A 24,690-nucleotide genomic window follows, 5' to 3' on the forward strand; every position below is an offset into this window, starting at 1 on the left:
ACACCACACCCACACCCCTAAAGGGGTGAGGGCAACATCAAATGCTACGCGTCCACTATGCGGTTCCCAACCAACAAACCAGGGAACCCCCCCCCACCCCCCCAAGGGGGCAAAAGGGGGAACACCACAACAAAAAACAGCAACAAAAAACAGCAACAAAAAACAGTCCAGCACGATCAACGGACCCCACAGATTTACCCCACCCACCCCGGACACAAAACCCCGGGCACCGGGCGGCGGTAGCAAGGGTTACGGCGGTCATAGCGTGGGGGAAACGCCCGGTCCCATTCCGAACCCGGAAGCTAAGACCCACAGCGCCGATGGTACTGCACCCGAGAGAGTGTGGGAGAGTAGGACACCGCCGGACAACCATTACGTGAAGCCCCCCACCACACCGGTCGGGGGCTTCACCCCTTTAACACCCCCACCCACCCGCGCCGGGCACCCGCGCCGGGCACCCGCGCCGGACCCGCATAACGAGCCGGCCCTCGCGTGGTGGCCTCCGGGCTGCCGGCATCGGATTGCGTGGTACTCGCCGATCCGTAGAAGAATGACCTATAGAACAATAGTGAAGAGCAGGCGTACCACGCCCGCTGCCAATGAGAGGAACCGCGCCGCGATGGCTGAGCAGGATCAAAATTCCGAAACCGGTGACGAGGCTCAGATGCCGACACAGCAGGACACGGGCTCCAGCGGCGGGCAGGGCGTGCGCCGGCATTCCTGGGGATCGAAGAGCGGTGCCCCTGTGCCGTTGCGCGATCAACAGCGTCCCGCAGGAAGTGCTGGCTCCGCGGAGGAAGGCTCCTTCACTGGCGAACATGTCGCCCCCGGCCCCGCCGGTGGTGGCGAGACGCAGGCCGATCGTGCCCCGAGGGACCGTGCCGGCGGCAATGGAAGGCCTGACCGTGACAGGAGTGCCTCCAGGGAGCGGGACAGGGCTGATCGCGACGGAAGCGACAGGCGCGATCGTGACAGGGGAGCAAGCAGTAGGAGTGATGAGCGCGGAGACCGGCTCCGGGGCGCGGCTTCCCGCGGTGGATCCGCATCAGGATCGGACTCCGCTCGTCCGCGGACGAGCGGTGGAGCCCCGCGCAGTAGCACCAGCAGCACATCGGGCGACCGCCCGTGGAGCAAGCGCCCGGCGGCAGGCGCAGGGTCGGCCGGTGATCGTCGGTTCCCAGCCGCATCTACGAACGAGAATCGCTCAGGCGGCTGGGAAGACCGCACCAGAAATAACCGCCGTCCCATCGACGGCGGGCGGGGAGACCGTCCCGAGCGAAGGGGCGAAGGAGTCGACAGCGCAGGTGCCCGGCCCCACAACGCCCGGGATCTGAGGAGCGCCAATCGGCCCGACAGGGAGCGGTCACCCGAAATTGACGAGGACGTCAAGGGCGATGAGCTGGATCGGGTGACACGTGCCCAGATCAGGAACCTTGAAGAGCGGAGCGCGCTCTGGGTGGCCAAGCATCTGGTAATGGCGGGTCGCCTCATCGACGATGATCCGGAACTCGCATTTCAGCATGCGCTTGCGGCCAGTAGGCGCGGCGGACGCCTCGCAGCAGTACGTGAAGCGGTCGGCCTTACTGCGTACGCGGCAGGGCACTACGGCGAGGCGCTGCGCGAATTCCGGACGTTCCGTCGTATCAGCGGCTCGAACGTCCACCTCCCGGTAATGGCTGATTGTGAACGTGGCCTGGGGAGACCCGACAGGGCCCTCGACCTTGCCCGGGGAGAGGAAGCAGGAACCCTCGATTCGGCAGGAAAAGCCGAGTTGGCCATGGTCGTGTCAGGTGCAAGGGCGGACCTCGGTCAGCTCGATGCAGCGGTCGCGGCGCTCGAGATCCCCCAACTTGACCTTCACCGCGCTTTCTCATTCACGCCAAGACTTTTCCGCGCGTATGGCGACGCGCTCGACGCGGTCGGCAGGACGGCGGAGTCCGGCACCTGGCGCAAGCAGGCCCGGGTGGCCGAGACCGCCCTGGGCCTGGACGACCCGACGGAGCCCGACATCATCGACCTCGGGGGCGATGAGGAGGACGACGTAGTACCGGTCCGTGTACCGAGGGTCTCCGAGGTGATCGGGAACGCGAGCACCGGGATCCCTGCCGGACCCGAATCCGGACCCGGACCCGAATCCGAACCCAAACCCAAGACCGTAGTCGGAGCCGGTCCTTCACTGGCCGGCTCCGCAGACCCCGCCGCTGACCGGGCCGATGGAGAAGCGCCCGATCCGGGCGTCGCCCCGGATCAGCCGGGCATCGGAAGCGTCGACTCCATGTCGGGGATCGAATCTGCCGCCGCTCATCAGACCGGCCCGGAGCCCGAGGTGCAGGCACCCGCTGCCGCACAACAGGTAGCTTCCGAACCGGCGGAAGAGGACCGTATTGATGACTGAGGGCCGGCTGATCGACGGGTTCGACGCAGTCCTGGCCGACCTCGATGGAGTGGTGTACGCGGGACAGCATGCCATCCCGGGCGCAGTGGAAGCGCTTGAATCCCTTGCCGCATTGGACGTTTCCCTGGCCTATGTCACGAACAACGCGTCGCGGTCCGCCGACGTCGTGGCGGCCCATCTCCAAAGCCTCGGCGCTCCGGCGCGAGCTGACCAGGTTTTCGGCTCTGCGCTGGCCGGCGCCGAACTACTGGCGGCCCGGATTCCCGAGGGTTCCCGGGTGCTGGTCATCGGCAGCAGCACCCTCGCCGATCTGGTGCGAGCCCAGGGGCTTGAAGTCGTCCTGTCAGCGGAAGATTCCCCCGACGCCGTCATCCAGGGGTTCTCGCCCGAACTCGGCTGGAAGGATCTCGCGGAGGCCGCCTACGCGGTAGCGGCGGGCGCGGTCTGGGTGGCAACCAACACCGATATGTCGATTCCGCAAGCCCGGGGTATAGCGCCGGGCAATGGAACGCTCGTGGCAGCTGTTGCGGCAGCAACCGGCAAGCAGCCGGTGGTGGCAGGCAAGCCCGAAGCCGCCCTTTTCGAGACGGCGGCCCGCCACGTGGGAGCACGGAAAGCCCTCGTCGTCGGGGATCGGCTGGATACTGACATTCTGGGCGGGAACCGTGCAGGGATGAAGACCGCGTTGGTCCTCACCGGAGTGGATACGCTGCAAACTGCTCTTGCCGCGGTGCACGACGAGCGCCCGGACTACCTGATCCCGTCGCTCACTGCGTTCTATGAACCGTACCCGGTAGCCCGAGCGGTGAGCGGCGTGCACCACCGCGGGCAGGTGTCCGCCAGGGTAGACGGGGACTCCGTGCTGGTGGAGGGCGCGGAGACCGATCTCGATGCGTGGCGGGCGGCGTGTTCTGCGTGGTGGACGGCGCATCCGCTGCAAGACAGGGTTTTCCTCCCGCGGCTGCAATTCACTCCCGAACGGGCTTGACTGCGGTAGGGGAGAAAAGAAGGACGAGGCAGGTTCGGAATGAAGGAAGCGACGACGCGGGAAGGGGACTCCATGAGTGATGTGCGCGGTCCCGACCCATCCTCCAGCGGCAGTGCCGGCCCCGGCCCGTCGTGGCCGCTCGATGAGTTCACCTCGGGGAATACCGACGTCGACGCCGTCCTGTCACGCCTTGCAGTGCTTACCGACACGCCCGTTTCGGAGCAGCCGGAACTCTACTCGGAAATCTCCGACAGCCTGCTCGCCGAGCTCAACCAGGGACGTTAGGCATGACGCGACTGGACCAGGAACTCGTGAAGCGCGGGCTCGCGCGCTCACGCTCCCATGCGGCGCAGCTCATCGTTTCCGGCAAGGTGCTCCTTGACGGCGCACCCGCCGGCAAGGCGTCCGTGCAGGTGGCCGGTAACCGGATCCTCGAGGTGGAGATGACGGGTGAGGATTACGTGAGCCGCGCCGGCCATAAACTCGCCGGTGCGCTCCGGTCCTTCCCGGCCCTTGCGGCTGACGGCAGGCGGTGCCTGGACGCCGGCGCCTCGACCGGCGGCTTCACCGAGGTTCTCCTGGCGAGGGGAGCGCGGGAGGTGATCGCCGTCGACGTGGGACACGGACAGCTCGCCGGCAAGCTTCGGGCCGACCCGCGAGTCTCCGTTTTCGAGGGCATGAACGTCCGCTACCTGCAGCCCGGAGAGATCGGCGGGCAGGTCGACCTCACCGTCGCTGACCTGTCCTTCATCTCACTGCGGCTCGTGCTCGAAGCCCTGGTGCGATCCACCCGCCCCGGGGGGAACATGTTGCTGCTGATCAAGCCGCAGTTCGAGGTGGGCCGGAGCGGGCTCAACGGCCAAGGGGTGGTGAGCTCGGATGCGGTGCGGCGCCGAGGGGTCCATGGCGTGCTTCGGGAAGCACTGGTGCTCGGGCTGGAAATCGGAGGGCTCGCACCCAGCGACCTCCCGGGCCAGGACGGGAACCGCGAGTACTTCGTGTGGATAAAGGTGCCTGAATCGACATTGGTGCCTAGGATCGAGGGGGAACCGGATCAGCTGACACATCAGGTGCTCGACGCGAGCGGTGTGTTCGCGGAAGAGGCCGGTTCCTCGACTCTCAATGGAGCTTGATGACTAGACGAGTACTGGTGCTCGCCCACACGGGCCGCCACGACGCGATGGCTGCCGCGCAGGAGGCCTGCACGCGCCTCCATGCCCTGGGACTGACTCCGGTCATGCGGCCGGAGGAACTCGCCGACCTCCAGGATGAGTACGGGGGACTGACGGCGCCGACCGAGACGCTGGGCCAGGACGTCCACCTCGACGGCGTGGAGCTCGTCATGGTGCTCGGCGGTGACGGGACGATCCTCCGCGCGGCGGAGCTCGTGCGGGGCACCGAGGTTCCCCTGCTCGGCGTCAACCTCGGTCACGTGGGCTTCCTCGCGGAGAGTGAACGCGCCGACCTCGAGGAAACGGTGCGGTGGGTTGCCGACAAGGACTACTCCGTCGAGGAGCGCATGACGATCGAGGTAGCGGTGTGGCAACGGGACACCCTCCTGTCCCGCAACTGGGCGCTGAATGAGGCTGCCGTGGAGAAGGCTGACCGGGAGCGGATGATCGAGGTGGTGATGGAGGTCGACGGCCTGCCTGTCAGCGCCTTCGGGTGCGACGGAGTGGTGCTGGCAACGCCCACGGGTTCCACCGCTTATGCCTTCTCGGCCAGCGGCCCGGTGGTGTGGCCTGAGGTCGAAGCACTATTGATGGTCCCGATCAGCGCGCACGCCCTGTTCGCGAAACCGCTGGTGGTGGCGCCGTCGTCGGTCCTTGCCGTGGAACTGCTGTCCCGGACCGGCGCGAGGGGGGTCCTGTGGTGCGACGGTCGTCGGAGTGTCGACCTCCCCCCTGGCGCGCGCATCGAGGTGAGGCGTTCGCCGATCCCCGTGCGTCTCGCCCGCACCGCTCAGACCCCGTTCTCCGAACGCCTCGTCCGAAAATTCGAGCTGCCCATCCAGGGCTGGCGCGGTCCCGTCGCAGCAAAAGGGAGCCGGCCGAAATGATCGAGGAAATGCGCATCCGAGACCTCGGCGTCATCGCTGATGCCACCCTCACGCTGGGACCCGGCCTCACCGTCGTGACCGGGGAAACCGGGGCGGGGAAGACCATGGTGATCACAGCCCTTGGGCTGCTCCGGGGAGCGCGGTCCGACGCCGGAGCTGTACGGCTGGGGGCGAAGTCCGCGTCCGCCGAGGCGATCCTGCGTCTTGAGCCGAACAGCGCCGTCGCCGCACGCGCAGCGGAGGCCGGGGCGGCCCTCGAGGAGTACGACGGCGCGGCCGAGCTCATCCTCGCCCGCACCGTCACCAGCGAGGGCCGTAGCAGGGCCTACGTGGGCGGCAGGTCCGCCCCGGTGGGAGTGCTCGCAGAGCTCGGCGAGCAGTTGGTGGTGGTGCATGGCCAGTCCGATCAGCTCCGGCTGAAGGGTGCGGCTGCCCAACGCGCGGCACTGGACAAATTCGGGGGAGCGCCGCTTGCCGCGGAGCTTGGAACCTACGGCGACGCGTACGGTCGCTGGAGGGGCGCCCTGGCGGAGCGGGACCGCCTTCGCGCCGAAGCGCGCGAGCGCGTGCGGGAAGCAGAAAGCCTTGAGGCGGCCTTGGCTGAGATCGACGCCGTGGAGCCACAGCCCGGCGAGGACGCTGCGTTGAAGGCGGAATCAATGCGCCTCGGCAACGTGGAGGAGCTGCGCACCGCCGCCGTCGTCGCGCATTCCGCGCTGGTTTCGGAAGATTTCGGCTCGAGCTCGGACGCCGTCTCGCTTGTTGATGAAGCCAAGAGGCAACTCGAAGCGGTGGCGGAGCACGATGCCGACCTCGAGTCGCTCGCAGGTCGCGTAGCCGAGGTGGGCTACCTCCTTGCGGACATCTCGGGTGAGCTCGCTGCCTACGGGGCAGCACTGGACGGCGAAGGTCCGGGCCGCCTCGCGGAGGTGGAGTCGCGCCGCGCCGAACTTGCAGTACTCGTGCGCAAATACGCTCCCACCATCGACGAGGTACTCCGGTGGCGGGAGCAGGGTGCGCGGAGGCTCGAGGAGCTGAGCGGTGATTCGAGCAGGGTGGACGAACTGGGCGCGGTCATCGAGGAACTCGACCGGGAGGTGCATGAGCACGCGGACCTTCTCTCGGAGCTCCGCCGGGCCGCGGCCAAGACCCTCGCCGCCCGGGTCAGCGAGGAACTGAGTGCCCTGGCGATGCCCGATGCGAACCTGCTCATCGAGGTCACCGCGGCAGGGTCCCTGATGCCGCATGGCCAGGACGACATCTCCTTCAATCTCCAGCCCCACCCGGGATCAGCGCCGCGGCCGCTCGGCAAGGGTGCTTCGGGCGGTGAACTCTCCCGTGTGATGCTGGCCATCGAGGTGGTGCTTGCCGCCGTCGACCCTGTGCCGACCTTCGTGTTCGACGAGGTCGACGCCGGGGTGGGCGGAAAAGCCGCCGTCGAGATCGGGCGGCGGCTCGCCATGCTCGCTGAGCATGTCCAGGTCATCGTGGTGACCCATCTGCCCCAGGTGGCCGCTTTCGCGGAGCGCCACATCCGCGTCACCAAGAATGTTTCCCGCGCGGCGTCCTCGGACGACGATGGCGGATTCACTGCCAGCGACGTCGAAGTCCTCCCCGACGCCGAGCGCGTGCGCGAACTGGCCCGCATGCTCGCGGGCCAGGAAGACTCAGCATCCGCGCGGGCCCACGCCGAGGAACTCCTCGCCGATGCGGCGCGGACCTCCTCCAAGTGATAGGCTCCAACCCCGTGGTGCAGCAAATAAACTCCCGGTTCCAGAAGTCCGCCAAGACGACCAAACACATCTTCGTGACTGGTGGCGTCGCCTCCTCCCTCGGCAAGGGACTGACGGCCTCGAGCCTTGGTCACCTGCTCCGGGCACGCGGTCTCTCCGTCACGATGCAGAAGCTCGATCCCTACCTCAACGTCGATCCCGGCACCATGAACCCGTTCCAGCACGGGGAGGTCTTCGTCACCGAGGACGGCGCCGAGACCGATCTCGACATCGGCCACTACGAGCGGTTCCTCGACGAGAACCTCGATGGTTCAGCCAACGTCACCACGGGCCAGGTCTACTCCACCGTCATCGCGAAGGAGCGGCGCGGTGAGTACCTCGGCGATACCGTCCAGGTCATTCCGCACATCACCGACGAGATCAAGCGGAGGATGCGGCTTCCCGCGGAACCCGCAAGTCCGAAGCGGGCGCCGGATGTCATCATCACCGAGATCGGCGGAACCGTCGGCGACATCGAGTCGCAGCCGTTCCTCGAATCGGCCCGGCAGGTCCGGCAGGACGTCGGCCGCAACAATGTCTTCTTCGTCCATGTCTCACTGGTTCCGTACATCGGCCCGTCGCAGGAGCTGAAGACCAAGCCGACACAGCACTCGGTGGCGATGCTGCGCTCGATCGGCATCCAGCCCGATGCGATCGTCATCCGCTCCGACCGTGAGGTGCCCCTGGCCATGCGGGAGAAGATCGGCCGCATGTGCGACGTCGACCTCGACGCCGTCGTCAACGCAGCCGATGCCGCGAGCATCTATGACATCCCCAAGGTCCTGCATGCGCAGGGGCTCGACGCGTATATCGTCCAGGCCCTCGACCTGAAGTTCAAGGACGTCAACTGGACCAAGTGGAACAAGCTCCTCGACGTCGTCCACAATCCCAAGCACCACGTCGAGGTGGCGCTGGTCGGCAAGTACATCGACCTGCCCGACGCCTACCTCTCGGTCACGGAGGCGCTGCGGGCGGGCGGGTTCGCCAACAAGACGAAGGTGGACATCAAGTGGGTGCCGTCCGATGATTGCGAGACCCCCGAAGGCGCCCGCAACGCCCTCAGCGGCGTGGATGCCATCTGCGTACCCGGCGGATTCGGGATCCGGGGCCTCGAGGGCAAGCTCGGTGCCCTGACGTATGCGAGGGAGAACAGGATTCCGACGCTGGGCCTGTGCCTCGGCCTGCAGTGCATGGTCATCGAGTACGCGCGCAACGTCGTGGGCCTCGAGGGCGCCTCCTCGAGCGAATTCGAGCCCGACACCAAATACCCCGTGATCGCCACCATGGCGGAGCAGCTCCACATCGTGGCAGGAGAGGGCGACATGGGCGGCTCCATGCGGCTCGGCCTGTGGGAAGCGAAGCTCACCGAGGGGTCGGTGGTTGCAGCTACCTACGGGAAGACGACCGTTTCCGAGCGCCACCGCCACCGCTACGAAGTGAACAACGAGTTCCGGACACAGATCAGTGACAGCGGGCTCGTCTTCTCGGGCACGACGACGGACGGCGAGCTGGTGGAGTTCGCCGAGCTTCCCCGGGACGTGCACCCGTACTACGTCTCCACCCAGGCGCACCCCGAGCTCAGTTCACGCCCCACCCGCCCCCACCCGCTGTTCGCGGGGCTCGTTCGGGCAGCGCTAGATCGCCGTGGGGCCAAAGCGTAGCCGTGGGTGAGCTGCCGGCACCCGGAGTGCACAGCCCTGCAGGATTCGGGGACGAGCAAAGCCCGAGGAGGCTGCACACCTCGGCCGCGGTGTATCAGGGGCGGATCTGGGATGTCGTGAGGGACGAGTTCTCGCTGACCGACGGCGGCGAGCGCATCGCCCGGGACTATATCCGGCACCCGGGCGCAGTGGCGGTCCTCGTTCTGAACGAGAAGGACCAGGTGCTGCTCATCCGCCAGTACCGGCATCCGGTGCGGATGCTCCTCTGGGAGATCCCCGCCGGGCTGCTCGACGAAGAGGGCGAGGACTTCCTCGACGCCGCCGCGCGGGAACTCGCTGAGGAGGCCGACCTCACGGCGACCCGGTGGAACGTGCTCATCGACCTGTTCCTCTCGCCGGGTTCCTCCTCCGAGGCGCTGCGCGTCTACCTGGCGCGTGGCATCGGCCCGGTGCCGGAGCACGAACTCCACTTCCGCACGCACGAGGAGGCCGAGATCGAACCGCTCTGGGTGGACCTCGACGACGCCGTGGCCGCCGTGCTCGACGGGCGCATCCACAGTCCTTCCGCAGCCGCCGCGGTCCTGGCTGCCCGGGTGGCCCGCGAGCGGGGCTTCGACGGCCTCCGCCCTGCTTCCTCGCCCTGGCCCGAGCACCCTAGCAGGCACTCGACCTGGCCCAACGGTGCAGTACTGCGGGGCTGACCATGCCTGCCTCTGCGGGGAGAACGGCGACCGACGAGCTCCTGGAGTCCGGGCCGGGCCGCCTGATGACCGAGTACCTCCAGCACATGGCGGTGGAGCGCGGGCTGTCAGTGAACACTCTCTCGGCTTACCGCCGAGACCTCCTCCGTTACCACCGCTTCCTGATGGCCCGCGGGATCAGCGCCACCGCTGCCATCACCCGGCACGACGTCACTGCCTTCGCGCAGGCAGTGGCCACCGGATCCGACGGGCAGTCGCCGCTCAGCCCGCGCTCCACCGCACGCACGGTGGTGGCAGTGCGGGGTCTCCACCGTTTCTGGGCCCTGGAGGGAGTGACCCCCGCGGATCCGGCCCGGGACGTGCACCCGCCCCTCGCCGGGCAACGGCTGCCGAAGGCGATCTCGGTCGATGACGTGGTGCGGATCCTCGAGGCGGTGGACACCGAAACGCCGTCGGGTCAGCGGGACCGGGCCCTGCTCGAATTCCTGTACTCGACCGGGGCGCGGATCAGTGAAGCGGTGGGGCTCGACGTCGACGACGTCCTGGACCGGCACGGAACCGGTCCCGCGATCGTGCGGCTGTTCGGCAAGGGGTCGAAGGAGCGCCTCGTCCCGCTCGGTTCCTATGCGGCGAAGGCCATCGATTCCTATCTGGTGCGGGGCCGGCCGGTCCTGGCAGGAGGAGGCGCGGGGAGCCCGGCGCTGTTCCTCAATATGCGGGGTGGCCGGCTCAGCCGCCAGAGCGCCTGGTCCATCCTCAAGTCGGCGGCCCAGAAAGCGGGGGTCACCCGGGAGGTTTCTCCGCACACCCTGCGGCACTCCTTCGCAACCCACCTCCTCGAGGGTGGAGCCGACGTCCGCGTGGTGCAGGAGTTGCTGGGCCACGCGTCGGTGACCACCACGCAGGTGTACACGCTCGTCACGGCCGACACCGTGCGGGAAGTGTATGCTGCGGCGCATCCCCGGGCACTCGGCTAGGCGCGGGCGACACGCCATGGCGTTGGACGGACTTCCCGAACCCAGCGGAAGCTTCTTCCGCCCGGTGGCACTGTGCTTTCTTTTCGACTCCTTCCACGCCGGCGCCATCGGGCCCGACGCCCGACCCGCCCGCCGCGTGCTCCTGGGGCTCAAGAAGACAGGGTTCGGGGCCGGGCGCATCGTCGCTCTGGGCGGGAAGCTGGAACCGGGTGAATCGGCCGTCCAGGCAGCCGCACGCGAGGTCTTCGAGGAAGCGGGCCTCGGTGTGGAAGGCGGGGACCTCACCTTCCTCGGCACTGTCACGTGGGACTTCCCCTCCCGTCCCGACTTCAACATGATCGGCTCCATCTTCACGGCGGAGCGCTACACGGGCGCCCTGTATGCCAGCGACGAGGTTGACCCCGAGTGGTTCCCCGAGGATGCCCTGCCGTGGGAGGGCATGTGGGAGGACGCCGCTCTCTGGGTGCCACTCGTGGTGGAGGGCAGGGCCTTCACCGCCTCCATCACCCTGAAGGACGACAACGAGGGCGTAGATACCGCCGTTGTGAAGACCAGCCGTTAGCTGAGGTGCCGCTCGTCCGGACCGTTGTAGGCGCTCAGCGGGCGGATCAGGGAGTTCGACGCCACCTGCTCCATGATGTGGGCCGTCCAGCCGGTGATGCGTGCGGCAATGAACAGCGGCGTGAACATCTCCGTATCGAAGCCCATGAGGTGGTAGGTGGGGCCGGCGGGATAATCGAGGTTCGGCTTGATGTTCTTCGCCTCGTCCATGGCGTGTTCCAGTCCGCTGTAGAGCCCGAGGATCTCGTCGCGGCCGTAGTAGGCGATCATGGCGTCGAGTGCGGCCTTCATCGTGGGAACGCGTGAATCGCCGTTCTTGTACACGCGGTGTCCGAAGCCCATGACCTTCTTCTTCTGCGCGAGGGCGTCCTCCATCCACGCTTTGGCCCGGGCTGCGGCCTCTTCCTCGGACTCGTCCTTCCGGATGCCGATCTCCTCGAACGTGTGCATCACTGCCTCATTGGCCCCGCCGTGCAACGGGCCCTTCAGTGCTCCGATTGCACCCGTCACGGCCGAGTGGAGGTCGGCGAGGGTGGAGGTGATGACGCGGGCAGTGAACGTCGAGGCATTGAAGGAGTGCTCCGCGTAGAGGATCATCGACACGTTGAAGGCGTCCACCACTTCCTCCGGGGCTTCCTCGCCGAAGGTCATCCACAGGAAGTTGGCGGCATAACCGAGATCTTCCCGCGGCTCGACGAGCGGCTCGTTCCGGCGGCGGCGCTGGTCGTAGGCGACGACGGCGGGAAAGGCGGCGAACAGCGAGGTCGCCTTCTCCAGGTTGGCCTCGACCGAACTGTCGGAGGCCAGCGGGTGACAGGCGCCCATCACGGAGACCGCGGTCCGCCCGACGTCCATGGGGTGGCTGGTGAGCGGCAGCAGGTCGATGGCCGTGACGATGTTCTCCGGCAGGTTGCGGTGGGTGCGTTCGTACCCGGTGAACTCGGCGAGTTGGTCGGCGGTGGGCAGTTCACCGTTCCAGAGCAGGTAGGCCACCTCCTCGAAGGAACACCGGGCAGCGAGTTCCTGCACGGGGTACCCCCGGTACAGCAGCGAGTTGCTGTCGGGGTTCACCTTGGAGACGGCCGTGTAGTCGACCGTCACGCCGGCAAGGCCCTTGTGGATCTGGGGTTCGGTCACAGGGAACTCCTTCGTGGTGCATTCGTCGCGATGAGATACTCGGGTGGACAGGCGGTGCCGGGCCTGGTGCTCAACGGCCGTCCGGCACCCGGAAGTTGAAGACCGAGGAGTCGAACCGGTTGTACGACTCGTAGTCCACCAGCTCGTAGAGGCGGGCCCTGGTCTGCATCTCGGGCACCGCGTGCTGCTGGGTTCCATTGGCTTTGATCGAGTCCAGCGTACGCTCCGCGGCGCCCATGGCGCTGCGGAGGAGGGTGACCGGGTAGATCACCACATTCACGCCGGCCTCCTGGAGCTGCCGGGTCGTGAACAGGCTGCTCTTTCCGAACTCGGTCATGTTCGCCAGGATCGGCACCGACACGGCGTCCCGCATGGCCTGGAATTCGGACAGATCGCGCATCGCCTCCGGGAATATCGCGTCGGCTCCGGCATCCACGAGTGCCCGAGCCCGGTCCTGCGCGGCTTCCAGGGAGTCGGTGCCGCGGATATCGGTGCGTGCCATGATGAGGAAGTTCGCGTCGCGCCGGGCATCGGCCGCGGCGCGGATGCGCTTCACCGCCGTCTCCAGGTCCACCACATTCTTGCCGTCCAGGTGGCCGCAGCGCTTCGGATTGAACTGGTCCTCGATGTGGCACCCCGCGAGTCCGGCATTCTCCAGTTCCTGGACGGACCGCGCGACGTTCATCGGTTCGCCGAAGCCGGTGTCGGCGTCGACTATCGCCGGGAGGTCGGTCATGCGGGCAATCTGCCCGGCGCGCTGCGCCACCTCCGTCAGCGTCGTCAGGCCGATGTCCGGAAGGCCCAGGTCATTGGCCAGCACCGCCCCCGAGATGTAGACGCCGTCGAAGCCCTTGTCCTCGATGAGACGGGCCGAGAGCGGGTTGAAGGCCCCGGGGAACTGCTGGAGGGTCCCGGACGCCAGGCCGTCGCGCAGTGCGATGCGCTTCTGTTCGGGTGGAATCGATGAGTACAGCATCCTGTTGCCTTCCTAGAAGAGCCCGAGCGGAGCCGCGGACGGGTTGATGTACCCGTCCCGGGCAGTGATGTTGAGCTGGTCGAGGCTTCCTGCCTCAAGGTCGGGGAGCCGCACGACGGCGGCGAGGAACCGCTCGAGTTCGGTGTCCTCGACGACGCCGTCCGCAAGCGTGCGCAGCTTCGCCACGTACTGTTCCCGGGTGAAGGGCCGGGCACCGAGCGGGTGGGCGTCGGCCACAGCGATCTCGTCGGTGAGGACGGTGCCGTCTGCGAGGGTGATTTCCACCCTGCCCCCGAAGGCCTTCTCGGCGATGTCCAGCGAGTGGTAGCGGCGCGTCCATTCAGGATCCTCGACGGTGGTGACCTTTTGCCACAAAGCCACCGTATCGGGCCGTGCAGCCCTCTCGGGTGCGTAGGAGTCGACGTGGTGCCAGCGGCCGTCCTGCAGCGCCACAGTGAAGATGTATGGAATCGAGTGGTCGAGGGTCTCGCGTGAGGCCGTCGGATCGTATTTCTGCGGATCGTTGGCGCCGGAGCCGATCACATAATGCGTGTGGTGTGAGGTGTGGATGACGATGCTCCGGACCTCGGAGGGATCGGTGAGCCCGGGGTGTGCGCCGTGCAGCCTGCGGGCGAGGTCGATCCACGCCTGGGCCTGGTATTCGGCGGAGTGCTCCTTGGTGTAGGTGTCGAGGATGGCGCGTTTGGGCTCACTCGCCGCGGGCAGCGGAACCTCGTAGCGTGCCTCGGGCCCGTCGAGCAGCCAGGCGATCACGCCGTCCTCGCCCTCGTAGATGGGCGTGGGGGACGTCTGGCCGCGCATCGCCCGATCCACGGCCTCGACGGCCATCTTGCCGGCGAAGGCCGGCGCGTGCGCTTTCCAGGTCGAGATTTCACCCTTGCGCGACTGCCGGGTGGCCGTCGTCGTGTGGAGTGCCTGTCCGACGGCATGGAAAATGGTTTCCGATGGCAGCCCCAGGAGGGTACCGATGCCCGCGGCCGCCGACGGCCCGAGGTGCGCCACATGGTCGATCTTGTGTTCGTGGAGGCAGATGGCCTTCACGAGGTTGACCTGGATCTCGTAGCCCGTCGCTATGCCGCGGATGAGGTCGCGCCCGGAACTGCCCGTGTGCTGGGCAACGGCGAGAATGGGGGGGATGTTGTCTCCGGGGTGGGAGTAATCTGCGGCGAGGAACGTGTCGTGGTAGTCGAGTTCACGCACCGCGACGCCGTTGGCCCAGGCCGCCCATTCGGGCGAGGTGGGGGCTTCCACTCCGAAGACCGCCGCGCCGGATCCGTTGGCCGACACCGGATGACTTCCTGCCTGCGCACGTGCGGCGACGACCGGGGCGCGGTTGAGCGAGGCGAGCGCCACCGAGGCGTTGTCGATGATGCGGTTGATCACCATTTCCGTGACCTCCGCGGTGACCTCGACAGGATCGGTCGCCACCTCGGCGATCCGGTAGGCGAGTTGGCCGGCGCGGCCGAGATTCTCGTCGCTGCGGTGGACACGGACGGGGTGGAGCTCAACCATGGTGTTCCTTTCGAAGGTACGGCTGTTCAGCGCCGTCGGAATCGTTGTCGGTTCTTGCTGCCAGCAGGTGCTGGAGGCTGTTGTGCAGGTGCACCTGCATGGCCGCGGATGCGAGCTCTCCATTGCCGGCGCTGATCGCGGAGGCGATCTGCGCGTGCTCGCCCGCGGAGGCATGGAGCCGTTTCCGGTTGTCGCGGGCCAGGCGCCGGATCCGCACGAGCTGGGTTCGCAGGTGGCGCTGGGCCTGCAGGAGGTAGGGATTGCCTGCCGCCTGGTCCACGGCTGCGTCGAGTTCGGCAACCAGCGCGTAGTAGCGGTCCCGGCCGGAATCACCGGCATCGATCAGCGGTCCCGCCCGGGTGAAGCGTTCGCCGAGAACGGTGAACACCGTCGGGTCGCCATGCAGGGCGGCGAGCCGGACGGCGGTGCATTCGAGGGGGATCCGGACGGCGAAGAGGTCGGCCACGAGTCCGAGGGAGATGTCGGTCACGACGACGCCGCGTCCGCTGGACGGTGCCGCCAGTCCTTCGGAGATGAGCCGCGACAGCGCCTCGCGCAGCGGCGTCCGTGAGACGCCGAGGCGGGCTGACTGTTCAACCTCCGCCAGGACGAAACCCGGCGGGAGCCGCCAGCCGATGATGTCGGAGCGAAGGGACTCATACGCACGGTCGCTGGCCCGCATATCTTCCTCCTCCGTCGTTATCCTGCACATCATTCGTGTCCAATGTATACAAAGGTAGCGAAGCGGGCAAGGATTTGGCGGAACATACCGTTATGAGCCGCGCTTCTGTATACACGGCGGATACACCGTGTCTGGAGGAATAGCATCGGGAGCCGTAGCATGAGGTGCATTCCATCCTCTCCGTAAAGGATCGCCGTGGACTCCGAAAAAAGCAGGCAGCCTCCTGGTACTCCTGACGTTTCGCCGTCCTTCGCGGGGGATCCGGCCGTGGAGGGGTACAGGGCCCTCCACCGACGGAGTATCGAGGACCCGGCGGCCTTCTGGCTCGAGGCCGCCGAGGCCGTTTCGTGGACCACCGCGCCCGGGCAGGCGCTGGATAGCAGCCGCGCACCGCTTTACCGGTGGTTTCCGGGGGCCAGCCTCAATACGTCGTTCAACGCCCTGGACCGCCATGTCCTGGCCGGACGCGGGGACACCATGGCGCTGGTGTATGACTCCGCGATGCTTGCGACCCGACAGCACTTCACCTACGCGCAGTTGCGGGACGAGGTGGCACGGTTCGCCGGAGTACTGCGCCGCCAGGGTGTGGGCAGGGGGGACCGGGTACTGATCTACCTGCCCATGGTTCCCGAAGCCGTCATCGCGATGCTCGCCGTGGCACGGCTCGGGGCCGTGCACTCAGTGGTGTTCGGAGGATTCGCGCCGGCCGAGCTCGCCTCACGGATCCGGGATGCGGCCCCGAAGGTCATCCTCACCGCGACCGGCGGCCTCGAACCGTCCCGGCGCGTCGAATACCTTCCGGCAGTGGCCGAGGCGCTGGACCTCGCCGGCGCGCAGGGCTGCGCGGTGATCGTGAAGCACCGGGACGGGTTCGCCGCCGCCGCGACGGACTATGACCAGCCCTCCCGCCGCTGGCTCGACTGGGACCATGCCGCCGCCAACGCCACGCCGGCGGACCCGGTGGACGTCGGAGCCACCGACCCCCTGTACATCCTCTACACCTCCGGAACCACGGGATCACCCAAGGGCGTGGTCCGCGACAACGGCGGCCATGCCGTCGCGCTCACCTGGTCGATGAGGAACATCTTCGACGTCGGGCCGGGAGATGTGATGCTGACGGCGTCGGACGTCGGCTGGGTGGTGGGGCACTCCTACATCGTGTACGGCCCGCTGCTGGCGGGAGCCACGACGGTCCTGTACGAGGGCAAGCCGGTGGGGACCCCCGACGCCGGCGCGTTCTGGCGGCTGATCGAGGCCCACGGCGTCACCGTCATGTTCACCGCTCCCACGGCGCTGCGCGCCGTCCGCCGCGCTGACCCGACGGCTGCCGCCCTTGGCAACTACGACATTTCGACCCTGCGACTCCTGTTCTCGGCGGGAGAGCGACTGGACACCGGAACCTTCTCCTGGATCGGTGGCGTGCTCGGGGTTCCCGTCATCGACAACTGGTGGCAGACCGAGACGGGGTGGCCCATCTGTGCCAACCCCCGGGGCCTGGGCGGGGTTCCCGTCAAACCGGGTTCGCCGTCGTTGCCGTCACCGGGCTTCGACCTGGCGATCGTGGATGGCGAGGGTACGCCGGTACCGACGGGAACCGAGGGCACCATCGCCCTCCGCCTGCCATTGCCGCCGGGGGCGCTGGCGACGCTGTGGGGCAGTGACGAGCGCTACGAGCAGGCATACCTCCGGGCACTCGAGGGGTACTACGTCAGCGGAGACTCGGGGTACGCCGATGACGACGGTTACCTCTTCGTCATGGGGCGGACCGACGACGTGATCAATGTGGCAGGGCACCGGCTGTCCGCCGGAGCGATCGAGCAGGCTCTGGCTCAGCATCCTGCCGTTGCCGAGTGTGCGGTGATCGGGTTGGAGGATGCGCTGAAGGGCCAGCGGGCCAGCGGCTACGTCGTGCTCAAGGCCGGAGAGACCGTCGATCACGCCGAGCTGCAGCGTGAGCTGGTGGCCCTGGTCCGTAAACTGATCGGCCCGGTGGCGGACTTCCGGGACGCAGTCGTGGTGGACGCGCTGCCGAAAACCCGGTCGGGGAAGATCCTTCGAAAGACCATGCGGCAGATTGCGGCAGGGGAGAGGTACACGGTTCCCTCGACCATCGAGGATGCGGATGTCCTCGACTCCCTTGTTCCCCTTCTTCGCGCCGGCGTTCCACCACCCGGACGGTGACGCTGACTCAGCGGGCCCAGCGGTACTCGAATTCGGGCCTGCCCCGGGTGCCGTAACGGGGTGTGCGCCGGGCCGACTCCTGCTCGGCAAGATATTCCAGGTAGCGGCGGGCAGTCACCCTCGAGAGGTTGAGGCTCTCAGCGATCTCGAGGGCGGAGGTCGGCTCGGTCAATTCCTTGAGGTGCTGGACGACGGCGCGAAGGGTTTCTTCCGACAGCCCCTTGGGGAGGAACGCTCTGGACGCCGCGGGACGGAGGGCGGCGAGGGCGTGGTCGACCTCCGACTGGGTGGTCGAGGCGGCCTGACCTGTCAGATTCTTCCGGAACCCCTCGTAGCTGGTGAGCTTCTCGGAAAAAGCGGAGTAGGTGAACGGCTTGATGAGATACTGCACGATTCCCGAGGAAATCGCCGACCGGACCACCTGGAGGTCCCGGACGGCCGTGATGGCTATGACATCGGTGGGAAGGCCGAGACCGCGGATCCTGCGGATGATGTCGAGTCCATGGGCGTCGGGCAGGTTCATGTCGAGCAGGATGAGGTCGACCCCGGTGGACGAACCCGTCGGCGGGAGATCAACCGGTTGTCCCCCTCCGGCGGCTCCCCTGCTGACGGGCGAGAGGAAGGCCATCGCCTCGGCACCGGTCCGTGCCACCCCGGCGAGTGTGAACCCGTCAAGTCGCCGGACGTATTCGGCATGGGCGTCGGCCGCGATCGGGTCGTCCTCCACCACGAGGACACGGATCCCGGCCACTACAGTGTGCCCGCGGTGGGCAGGACTTCGGCTCGGGTGGGCAGGACGACGGCGAATGCGGCGCCACCCAGCTCCGACGTCGTCACTTCGAGGGTGCCGCCGTGCCGTTGGACCGCCTGCCGCACCAGGGCGAGGCCGATTCCGCGGCCGCGCCCCGAGTGCTCCTTGGTGGAGAAACCCAGATCGAAGGCCCTCCGACGGTCACCGGCCAGGAGGCCGGGACCGCTGTCCTCGACCACCAGGGTCAGACCGCCCCGCGGCCCTCCGGCGCCGCCGAAGGCCAGATTGACGCGGCGCCCGTCCGATGCCGCCGCCGCATCGAAGGCGTTGTCGAGCAGGTTCCCGACAATGGTGACGAGATCACCCGCCTCGATGCCGGCGTCACCCACCGCCTCCTCCACCTCGATGGAAAGATCGATGCCGCGTTCGTTGGCCTGCGCGGCCTTGCCCACCAGGAGCGCGGCAACGAAAGGTTCATCCACGGCGGCGACCACGCGATCGGTCAACTGTTGCGACTGCTGGAGATCCTTCGTCGCGAACTCGAGGGCGTCGGCGCGCCGGTCCAGTTCGATGAGGGACACGATGGTGTGCAGCCGATTGGCGTGCTCGTGCGTCTGCGCCCGCAGTGCCTCGGCGAGGGTACGCAGGGTCTGCAGTTCGCCGGACAGGGATTCGATCTCGGTGTGGTCCCGGATGGTGGTCACTGTCCCGAGTGAACCGGTTTCAGAAGGACTCTTCCCGCCCGGGGTCGTTCCTTTGGTGTTGTTCCCTACCGGCGGCACCGCCGGTGCCTGGTTCAGCACAAGGACCCGGCTCTCCGTCAGGTGGACCTCGTCGAAAGCGTGTCGTCCGCTGGTCAGCAGCTCCGTGAGTGAAGCCGGCAGGCACAGGTCAGCGGCGCGGGCGGGCTGACCGGCACGGTTCCCGTCAAGCCCCAGGAGTCGTGCTGCCTGGTCGTTGTAGAGGATCAGGCGCCCCTCCGGGTCGGTGAGCAGCAGTCCCTCGCGCACCGAGTGGAGCACCGAGTCGTAGAAGACGAACATCCGTGCAAGTTCACCGGTTCCGAGGCCCAGCGTCGCCCTGCGGAGATGGCGGCTGAGGACGAAGGAGGACAGCGCACCGAAACTGAGTGCCCCGAGCGCGATCAGCCCGACCAGCGGCAATTGGGCATTACGCGCGATCGCGGCCCGGTCCACCGTGATTCCCGCCGCCACCATGGCCACCACGGTGCCGGAGGAGTCCTTCACCGGCGCGATCGCACGGATGGAGGGCCCCAGTGTCCCGGTGTAGGTTTCGATGTGCGGTCTCCCTGCCAGTGCCTCGGCAATCGAACCGATGTAGGGGAGGCCGATCTGTTCCGGATTGCGGTGCGTGTAACGGGTACGGTCCGGGGCCATGATGGTCACGAAGTCGACTCCGAGTCCGTCCATCACCGCCACCGCGTGCGGCTGGAGTTCCGCCGCCGGATCCGGCCCGCCCACCGCGTCCCGGACGAGCGGATCGAGGGCGATCGTGCCCGCTACGGACAACATACGCTCGGACGCCGCGTCGTAGGTGTTCTGTTCCGCGTCCAGGTACAGCACCCAGGAAATGCAGGAGGTCAACAGGAAGACGAAGACCAGCTGACCGGCGAAGAACTGGCGGGCAAGGCTCCATCGTTTCACGCAGTAACCGGTTTCCTCTCGAATGCGTTCCAAGTCTAGCCGGGCACCCACGACCAGTATGAACGCAAGGGTGATCGGCGTCACCCCTGCTGGCAGGATGGCGAGCACAGCACATCATCTGACCAGCCACCTGGCCATACCTCCCGCGGACCGAGAATGGGCTCGGTACGCCGGTCCTACCGGGCGGCACACAACATTGGAGCTCCTCATGGCTATGGCGCCATTCCGATCCCGCGGGGGATCAGCAACACCCCGCAAAAAGGTCGACAAGACCCATTACCTGTACATCGCGGTCATTGCGGCGGTGATCCTCGGCGCAATCCTCGGCCTTGTTGCCCCGGAACTCGCCATCGCGCTCAAACCCCTCGGCACGGGCTTCATCGCCCTGATCAAGATGATGATCGCGCCGATCATCTTCTGCACCATCGTGCTGGGCATCGGTTCGATCGCCAAGGCGGCGACTGTCGGGAAGGTCGGTGGGCTTGCCCTCGGTTACTTCATGCTGATGTCGACCTTCGCGCTCGCCATCGGCCTCGTGGTGGGTAACCTCATCGATCCGGGCGAAGGCCTCGACATCGGCGCCTCCAGCTATGAGGCGCCGGTGTCCGACGAAGCCTCCAGCGGAACCGTGGGCTTCCTCCTCGGCATCATCCCCACTACGCTGCTCTCGTCGTTGACCGGCCCGAGTATCCTGCAGACCCTCTTCGTGGCACTGCTCGTCGGGTTCGCGCTGCAGAAGATGGGTTCGGCGGGTCGCCCGATCCTCCGCGGCATCGGGCACATCCAGGCCCTCGTGTTCCGCATCCTCGTGATGATCATGTGGCTGGCGCCGATCGGCGCCTTCGGTGCCATTGCCGCCGTCGTCGGGGAGACCGGCGTCCAGGCGATCGTGAGCATGTTCACCCTGATGATCGCTTTCTACATCACCTGCGCCCTTTTCATCGTGGTCATCCTGGGCGGTCTGCTCAAGATCGTCACCGGGGTCAACATCTTCAAGCTGATGAAGTACCTGGGCCGCGAGTACCTGCTTATTTTCTCGACGTCCTCCTCGGAAGCCGCGCTGCCGCGGCTCATCGCCAAAATGGAACACGTCGGTGTGTCCAAGCCCGTGGTCGGTGTGACGGTGCCCACCGGCTACTCGTTCAACCTCGACGGAACCGCGATCTACCTCACCATGGCGTCGCTCTTCGTCGCCAGCGCAATGGGCACGCCCCTCGCCCTGGGTGAGCAGGTCTCGCTGCTGGTGTTCATGATCATCGCCTCCAAGGGTGCTGCCGGCGTCACCGGTGCCGGTCTTGCCACACTGGCCGGCGGCCTCCAGTCGCACCGGCCGGATCTCGTGGAGGGTGTCGGCCTGATCGTCGGCATCGACCGTTTCATGTCCGAGGCCCGCGCGCTCACCAACTTCACGGGGAACGCCGTGGCCACCGTGCTGATCGGCACGTGGACGAAGGAGATCGACCGTGCCCGCGTCGACGAGGTCCTCGAGGGACGCCTGCCGTTCGACGAGGAAACCATGAGCTCGGACCACAACCGGTTCGACGACGACGACGACGTCGAAGCCGGCGCTGAAGCCCGGACCGACATCGTCGCCGGAAGCGGCACCCGGGCCAGCTAGGGGTCGACACTCCTGCCCAGTACCGGGTGCATGGAAGGGCCGCTCCTCTGGTCCTTCCATGCACCTGGTACTTTTTCGTTAGGCTTATACCCGGCATGGACACCGCCGTACCGGCAACGTTCGACCTCAAGTTGAGGATCAAGGCTCGCGCCCACCCCGCGAACATTTGCCCGAGGGCCGCCGAAGGCGGTTGTACGGTTGAGGAAGAACAAGTGTGGCGGGTCGCTGAAAAACGGCATGCGGCCGGGCGGCAATACCAATGGAAGCGTGGAGAAATACGTGAGTAGCGAACAGGGTTTCACAACTCTGCAGAACGCAGCCGAAGCTGAAATTGGACCCACGGGCCGGCCGGTGACGGTATTCCCCGAGCCGCCGGTCCTTGATTCCCACGGTCCTGCGCGCATCATCGCCATGGTGAATCAGAAGGGCGGGGTGGGAAAGACCACGTCCACGATCAACCTGGGCGCGGCACTCGCCGAAGCCGGACGGCGCGTCCTCCTCGTGGATTTCGACCCCCAGGGCGCACTGTCGGCGGGACTGGGCACCAATCCCCATGAGCTCGATGTGACCGTGTACAACGTGCTGATGGACCGCAAGGTGGACATCCAGGATGCCATCCGGACCACCGCGATCGACAACATAGATCTCCTGCCGGCGAACATCGACCTTTCCGCGGCCGAAGTCCAGCTTGTCAACGAGGTGGCGCGTGAGCAGGTCCTTGACCGGGCGCTCCGCAGGGTCTCCGACAATTACGACGTCATCCTCATCGACTGCCAGCCATCCCTGGGACTCCTCACCGTCAACGCCCTCACCGCAGCGCACGGCGTCATCATTCCGCTGATCTGCGAATTCTTCGCCCTGCGTGCCGTGGCACTCCTGGTCGAGACCATCGAGAAGGTCCAGGACCGGCTCAACCCCGGGCTGCAGGTGGATGGAGTGCTTGCGACGATGTATGACGCGCGCACGCTTCACAGCAGGGAGGTCATCGCCCGCCTGGTCGAGGCCTTCGGGGACAAGGTCTTCGAAACCGTCATCAAGCGCACCATCAAGTTCGCCGATGCGACAGTTGCTGCCGAACCGATCACCTCCTATGCGGGCAACCATTCCGGGGCCGACGCCTACCGCAGGCTGGCCAAAGAGCTGATCGCGAGGGGTGGAGCGCCCTAGCGGGTGCAGGCCATGCCCGCTCCGGGGTTCCAGTCCGCGGCCGTTCCAGCAGCGAAGCCGGTACCGCCGGAGGCGAAGGCGGTCTTCCAACTGCACCTCTCCAACTTCACCGGCCCGTTCGAGGTTCTCCTGAACCTGATCTCCAAGCGGGAGCTGGACATCACCGAAGTGGCCCTTGCCGAGGTGACTGACGAATTCCTCGCCCATATTCGCCGGATCCAGGTCTCCGAGGGGGAGTGGAACCTCGATGAGGCGAGTGAGTTCCTTGTCGTGGCGGCAACGCTCCTCGACCTCAAAGCCGCGAGGCTCCTGCCTTCGGGGGCAGTTGAGGATGATGAGGACATCGCCCTGCTCGAGGCGCGAGACCTCCTCTTCGCGCGGCTGCTCCAGTACCGGGCCTTCAAGGAGATCGCGCGCCAATTGGCCGGCAAGCTCGACGAGGAGGTTGACCGGTACCCGCGCAAGGCGCCGTTGGAGCCACTGTTCGCCGCGATGCTGCCCGAGTTGGTATGGCAGTCCTCTCCGGAGGACTTCGCCGCCCTGGCCCGGAAAGTGCTTTCGCCACGGGAACCCGCGCGCAGTGAGGTGAGCCTCGGCCACCTCCACTTCCAACGGGTCAGCGTGGCTGACCAGGCCGAGCTGATCGGGGCATTGCTGAAGGGAGCTCCTTCGATGTCCTTCGGCCAACTCACCGCCGACGCCGGACACCGGGCTGTCGTCGTCGCGCGTTTCCTGGCTCTGCTGGAACTGATTCGGGACGCAGTCATCTCCTTCGAACAGGAAGCACCGCTGGGTGTGCTCCTCTTCCGCTGGGGTGCTGGGACCGACGGGCCGCGCCCAGGGGCACCAACGGCGGACTCCGGCGTCGACGCGGCACCACTCGCCGTAACGACCGAGGGTAGGCCCATCGGAAATGGTGACGGGAGCGGTGGGAGAGGAAATGGTTGAAGGACCTGATCGTCCCGACGGCGATGACGCGTCCAGCGACGCCGGATACAGTCCCGCGGCATACAACCCCGCGGACCAGCCGGGCGGACTGAAAGGCGCGCTCGAGGCTGTCCTGATGGTGGTGGAGAAGCCGGTGACCGAGACCGAGCTGGCCCTGGCGCTGGGTGTGCCCGCCGGGCAGGTGACGGAAATGCTCGTGGAACTGCAGCGTGAGTACGACGGCTATACTGGGAAAGGCCCGCAGAGCGTCGATGCTCTCCAACCGCGCGGTTTCGAGCTGCGCAGCCTCGCCGGCGGATGGCGCATTTTTTCCCGGAACTGGTTTGCTCCAGTGGTGGCGGCGTTTGTCCTCGAAGGCCAGACGTCCCGCCTTTCACAAGCCGCACTCGAAACGCTTGCGGTGATCGCGTATCGTCAACCAGTCTCCCGTGCGCGGGTTTCAGCCATCCGCGGTGTCAATGTGGATTCGGTGGTCCGCACCCTCACGCAGCGCGGGCTCGTTGCCGAGGTGGAGACCGATCCGGAGACCGGGGCAATCCTCTACGGGACCACCCCGTATTTTCTGGAAAGATTGGGACTTGGCAGTGTGGCCGAGCTGCCGCGGCTCGCGCCTCACCTGCCCGGCCTGGAGAACCTCGGGGATTTCGACGATACGACGTACTAAGAATGCTAACCAGAAGGACGAATTGATGACACAGGCGCCAGGATCCGGCTCCGGACGGAATAACCCGCGCCGCGGCGCCGCCTCAGGCGGCAGGCCGTCGGACAGTGCAGGCGGCCGCGGACGGCCTACGGGCCGCGCCGGTGATGACCGTGCACGCGGGGCACGCGGGGGCCGTCCCGAAAGTGACCGCACATCCGGTCGTCCCGGTGATGACCGTGCACGCGGGGGCCGTCCCGAAAGTGACCGCACATCCGG

The 24,690-nt window shown here is 66.9% G+C and carries 22 protein-coding genes and 1 rRNA gene; 17 read left to right on the forward strand and 6 right to left on the reverse strand.

Annotated elements, in window-relative coordinates; translation table 11 throughout:
• Positions 1–250: 250 nt before the first annotated feature.
• The 12 genes from rrf (at position 251) to IWX65_RS14935 (ending at position 11,115) form a co-directional block, all read left to right on the forward strand.
• A 5S ribosomal RNA gene (rrf, locus tag IWX65_RS14880) occupies positions 251–367 on the forward strand.
• A 511-nt stretch (positions 368–878) separates the two neighbouring features.
• Positions 879–1,334 (forward strand): hypothetical protein, encoded by a 456-nt coding sequence (locus IWX65_RS14885; RefSeq protein WP_196884068.1) that lies wholly within the window; start codon positions 879–881, stop codon positions 1,332–1,334.
• A 74-nt stretch (positions 1,335–1,408) separates the two neighbouring features.
• Positions 1,409–2,395 carry a hypothetical protein gene (locus IWX65_RS17890; protein ID WP_334683896.1) on the forward strand — a complete coding sequence of 329 codons (987 nt, stop codon included), beginning with the start codon at positions 1,409–1,411 and terminating at the stop codon, positions 2,393–2,395.
• A complete protein-coding gene (locus IWX65_RS14895) occupies positions 2,388–3,383 on the forward strand; it encodes an HAD-IIA family hydrolase (RefSeq protein ID WP_196884031.1) in 996 nt (331 codons plus the stop codon). Before IWX65_RS17890 ends, IWX65_RS14895 begins: the two co-directional genes overlap by 8 nt.
• Before the next feature lie 72 nt (positions 3,384–3,455).
• Complete coding sequence (locus IWX65_RS14900) at positions 3,456–3,668, forward strand: hypothetical protein (protein ID WP_196884033.1); 213 nt, start codon at positions 3,456–3,458, stop codon at positions 3,666–3,668.
• 2 nt (positions 3,669–3,670) lie between these two features.
• Positions 3,671–4,516, forward strand: a complete 846-nt coding sequence (locus tag IWX65_RS14905) for a TlyA family RNA methyltransferase (protein ID WP_196884035.1) — start codon at positions 3,671–3,673, stop codon at positions 4,514–4,516.
• The gene (locus tag IWX65_RS14910) at positions 4,516–5,442 is read left to right on the forward strand and encodes an NAD kinase (RefSeq protein ID WP_196884037.1); all 927 of its coding nucleotides are present in this window, start codon (positions 4,516–4,518) and stop codon (positions 5,440–5,442) included. Before IWX65_RS14905 ends, IWX65_RS14910 begins: the two co-directional genes overlap by 1 nt.
• Entirely contained in the window at positions 5,439–7,175 is a 1,737-nt protein-coding gene (gene recN / locus IWX65_RS14915; RefSeq protein WP_196884039.1) for a DNA repair protein RecN, read from the forward strand. The genes IWX65_RS14910 and recN overlap by 4 nt, the downstream gene beginning before the upstream one ends.
• On the forward strand, positions 7,172–8,875 hold the full coding sequence (locus IWX65_RS14920; protein WP_026548664.1) for a CTP synthase: 1,704 nt from the start codon (positions 7,172–7,174) through the stop codon (positions 8,873–8,875). Before recN ends, IWX65_RS14920 begins: the two co-directional genes overlap by 4 nt.
• Positions 8,876–8,886: 11 nt before the next feature.
• Positions 8,887–9,576, forward strand: a complete 690-nt coding sequence (locus IWX65_RS14925) for an NUDIX hydrolase (protein ID WP_334683897.1) — start codon at positions 8,887–8,889, stop codon at positions 9,574–9,576.
• A gap of 2 nt (positions 9,577–9,578) precedes the next feature.
• Positions 9,579–10,553, forward strand: coding sequence for a site-specific tyrosine recombinase XerD (gene xerD / locus IWX65_RS14930; RefSeq protein WP_196884041.1), 975 nt, complete (start codon positions 9,579–9,581; stop codon positions 10,551–10,553).
• Positions 10,554–10,569: 16 nt separating this feature from the next.
• Entirely contained in the window at positions 10,570–11,115 is a 546-nt protein-coding gene (locus tag IWX65_RS14935; RefSeq protein ID WP_196884043.1) for an 8-oxo-dGTP diphosphatase, read from the forward strand.
• On the opposite strand, the gene IWX65_RS14940 is transcribed toward IWX65_RS14935, so the two are convergent.
• The 4 genes from IWX65_RS14940 to IWX65_RS14955 form a co-directional block, all read right to left on the reverse strand.
• Entirely contained in the window at positions 11,112–12,251 is a 1,140-nt protein-coding gene (locus IWX65_RS14940) for a bifunctional 2-methylcitrate synthase/citrate synthase (RefSeq protein ID WP_196884045.1), read from the reverse strand. The two genes, IWX65_RS14935 and IWX65_RS14940, sit on opposite strands and share 4 nt — an antisense overlap.
• Positions 12,252–12,321: 70 nt before the next feature.
• Positions 12,322–13,227, reverse strand: a complete 906-nt coding sequence (gene prpB, locus IWX65_RS14945) for a methylisocitrate lyase (RefSeq protein WP_196884048.1) — start codon at positions 13,225–13,227, stop codon at positions 12,322–12,324.
• 12 nt (positions 13,228–13,239) lie between these two features.
• Positions 13,240–14,760 carry an MmgE/PrpD family protein gene (locus IWX65_RS14950; RefSeq protein ID WP_196884050.1) on the reverse strand — a complete coding sequence of 507 codons (1,521 nt, stop codon included), beginning with the start codon at positions 14,758–14,760 and terminating at the stop codon, positions 13,240–13,242.
• Positions 14,753–15,442: a GntR family transcriptional regulator gene (locus IWX65_RS14955; RefSeq protein ID WP_196884052.1), complete on the reverse strand. Its 690-nt coding sequence runs from the start codon at positions 15,440–15,442 to the stop codon at positions 14,753–14,755. Before IWX65_RS14955 ends, IWX65_RS14950 begins: the two co-directional genes overlap by 8 nt.
• Positions 15,443–15,709: 267 nt before the next feature.
• On the opposite strand from IWX65_RS14955, the gene IWX65_RS14960 reads away from it, so the two are divergent.
• Positions 15,710–17,623, forward strand: a complete 1,914-nt coding sequence (locus IWX65_RS14960; RefSeq protein ID WP_196884064.1) for an AMP-binding protein — start codon at positions 15,710–15,712, stop codon at positions 17,621–17,623.
• A gap of 7 nt (positions 17,624–17,630) precedes the next feature.
• Here IWX65_RS14960 and IWX65_RS14965 read toward each other — a convergent pair whose 3' ends face one another.
• Both IWX65_RS14965 and IWX65_RS14970 read right to left on the reverse strand, forming a co-directional pair.
• The gene (locus IWX65_RS14965; RefSeq protein WP_196884054.1) at positions 17,631–18,374 is read right to left on the reverse strand and encodes a response regulator; all 744 of its coding nucleotides are present in this window, start codon (positions 18,372–18,374) and stop codon (positions 17,631–17,633) included.
• Positions 18,374–20,038, reverse strand: a complete 1,665-nt coding sequence (locus tag IWX65_RS14970; RefSeq protein ID WP_196884056.1) for a sensor histidine kinase — start codon at positions 20,036–20,038, stop codon at positions 18,374–18,376. Before IWX65_RS14970 ends, IWX65_RS14965 begins: the two co-directional genes overlap by 1 nt.
• A 214-nt stretch (positions 20,039–20,252) precedes the next feature.
• On the opposite strand from IWX65_RS14970, the gene IWX65_RS14975 reads away from it, so the two are divergent.
• The 4 genes from IWX65_RS14975 to scpB all read left to right on the forward strand — a co-directional run bounded on the left by IWX65_RS14975 (position 20,253) and on the right by scpB (position 24,435).
• Complete coding sequence (locus IWX65_RS14975) at positions 20,253–21,656, forward strand: cation:dicarboxylate symporter family transporter (RefSeq protein WP_196884066.1); 1,404 nt, start codon at positions 20,253–20,255, stop codon at positions 21,654–21,656.
• 279 nt (positions 21,657–21,935) lie between these two features.
• Positions 21,936–22,823: a ParA family protein gene (locus tag IWX65_RS14980; RefSeq protein ID WP_196822519.1), complete on the forward strand. Its 888-nt coding sequence runs from the start codon at positions 21,936–21,938 to the stop codon at positions 22,821–22,823.
• A 12-nt stretch (positions 22,824–22,835) separates the two neighbouring features.
• Positions 22,836–23,771 carry a segregation and condensation protein A gene (locus IWX65_RS14985; protein ID WP_196884058.1) on the forward strand — a complete coding sequence of 312 codons (936 nt, stop codon included), beginning with the start codon at positions 22,836–22,838 and terminating at the stop codon, positions 23,769–23,771.
• Positions 23,764–24,435 (forward strand): SMC-Scp complex subunit ScpB, encoded by a 672-nt coding sequence (gene scpB, locus IWX65_RS14990; protein WP_196884060.1) that lies wholly within the window; start codon positions 23,764–23,766, stop codon positions 24,433–24,435. Before IWX65_RS14985 ends, scpB begins: the two co-directional genes overlap by 8 nt.
• Positions 24,436–24,690: the final 255 nt, after the last annotated feature.

This window comes from Arthrobacter sp. CAN_A214, assembly GCF_015751955.1.
Lineage (GTDB): Bacteria > Actinomycetota > Actinomycetes > Actinomycetales > Micrococcaceae > Arthrobacter_D.

Bases quoted from the DNA above. Each gene is read 5' to 3' on its own strand.
- IWX65_RS14895 (WP_196884031.1), top strand. From the start codon at position 2,388: ATGACTGAGGGCCGGCTGATCGACGGGTTCGACGCAGTCCTGGCCGAC.
- xerD (WP_196884041.1), top strand. From the start codon at position 9,579: ATGCCTGCCTCTGCGGGGAGAACGGCGACCGACGAGCTCCTGGAGTCC.
- IWX65_RS14935 (WP_196884043.1), top strand. From the start codon at position 10,570: ATGGCGTTGGACGGACTTCCCGAACCCAGCGGAAGCTTCTTCCGCCCG.
- IWX65_RS14950 (WP_196884050.1), bottom strand. From the start codon at position 14,760: ATGGTTGAGCTCCACCCCGTCCGTGTCCACCGCAGCGACGAGAATCTC.
- IWX65_RS14900 (WP_196884033.1), top strand. From the start codon at position 3,456: ATGAGTGATGTGCGCGGTCCCGACCCATCCTCCAGCGGCAGTGCCGGC.
- recN (WP_196884039.1), top strand. From the start codon at position 5,439: ATGATCGAGGAAATGCGCATCCGAGACCTCGGCGTCATCGCTGATGCC.
- IWX65_RS14910 (WP_196884037.1), top strand. From the start codon at position 4,516: ATGACTAGACGAGTACTGGTGCTCGCCCACACGGGCCGCCACGACGCG.
- IWX65_RS14975 (WP_196884066.1), top strand. From the start codon at position 20,253: ATGGCGCCATTCCGATCCCGCGGGGGATCAGCAACACCCCGCAAAAAG.
- prpB (WP_196884048.1), bottom strand. From the start codon at position 13,227: ATGCTGTACTCATCGATTCCACCCGAACAGAAGCGCATCGCACTGCGC.
- IWX65_RS14905 (WP_196884035.1), top strand. From the start codon at position 3,671: ATGACGCGACTGGACCAGGAACTCGTGAAGCGCGGGCTCGCGCGCTCA.
- IWX65_RS14985 (WP_196884058.1), top strand. From the start codon at position 22,836: ATGCCCGCTCCGGGGTTCCAGTCCGCGGCCGTTCCAGCAGCGAAGCCG.
- IWX65_RS14955 (WP_196884052.1), bottom strand. From the start codon at position 15,442: ATGCGGGCCAGCGACCGTGCGTATGAGTCCCTTCGCTCCGACATCATC.
- scpB (WP_196884060.1), top strand. From the start codon at position 23,764: ATGGTTGAAGGACCTGATCGTCCCGACGGCGATGACGCGTCCAGCGAC.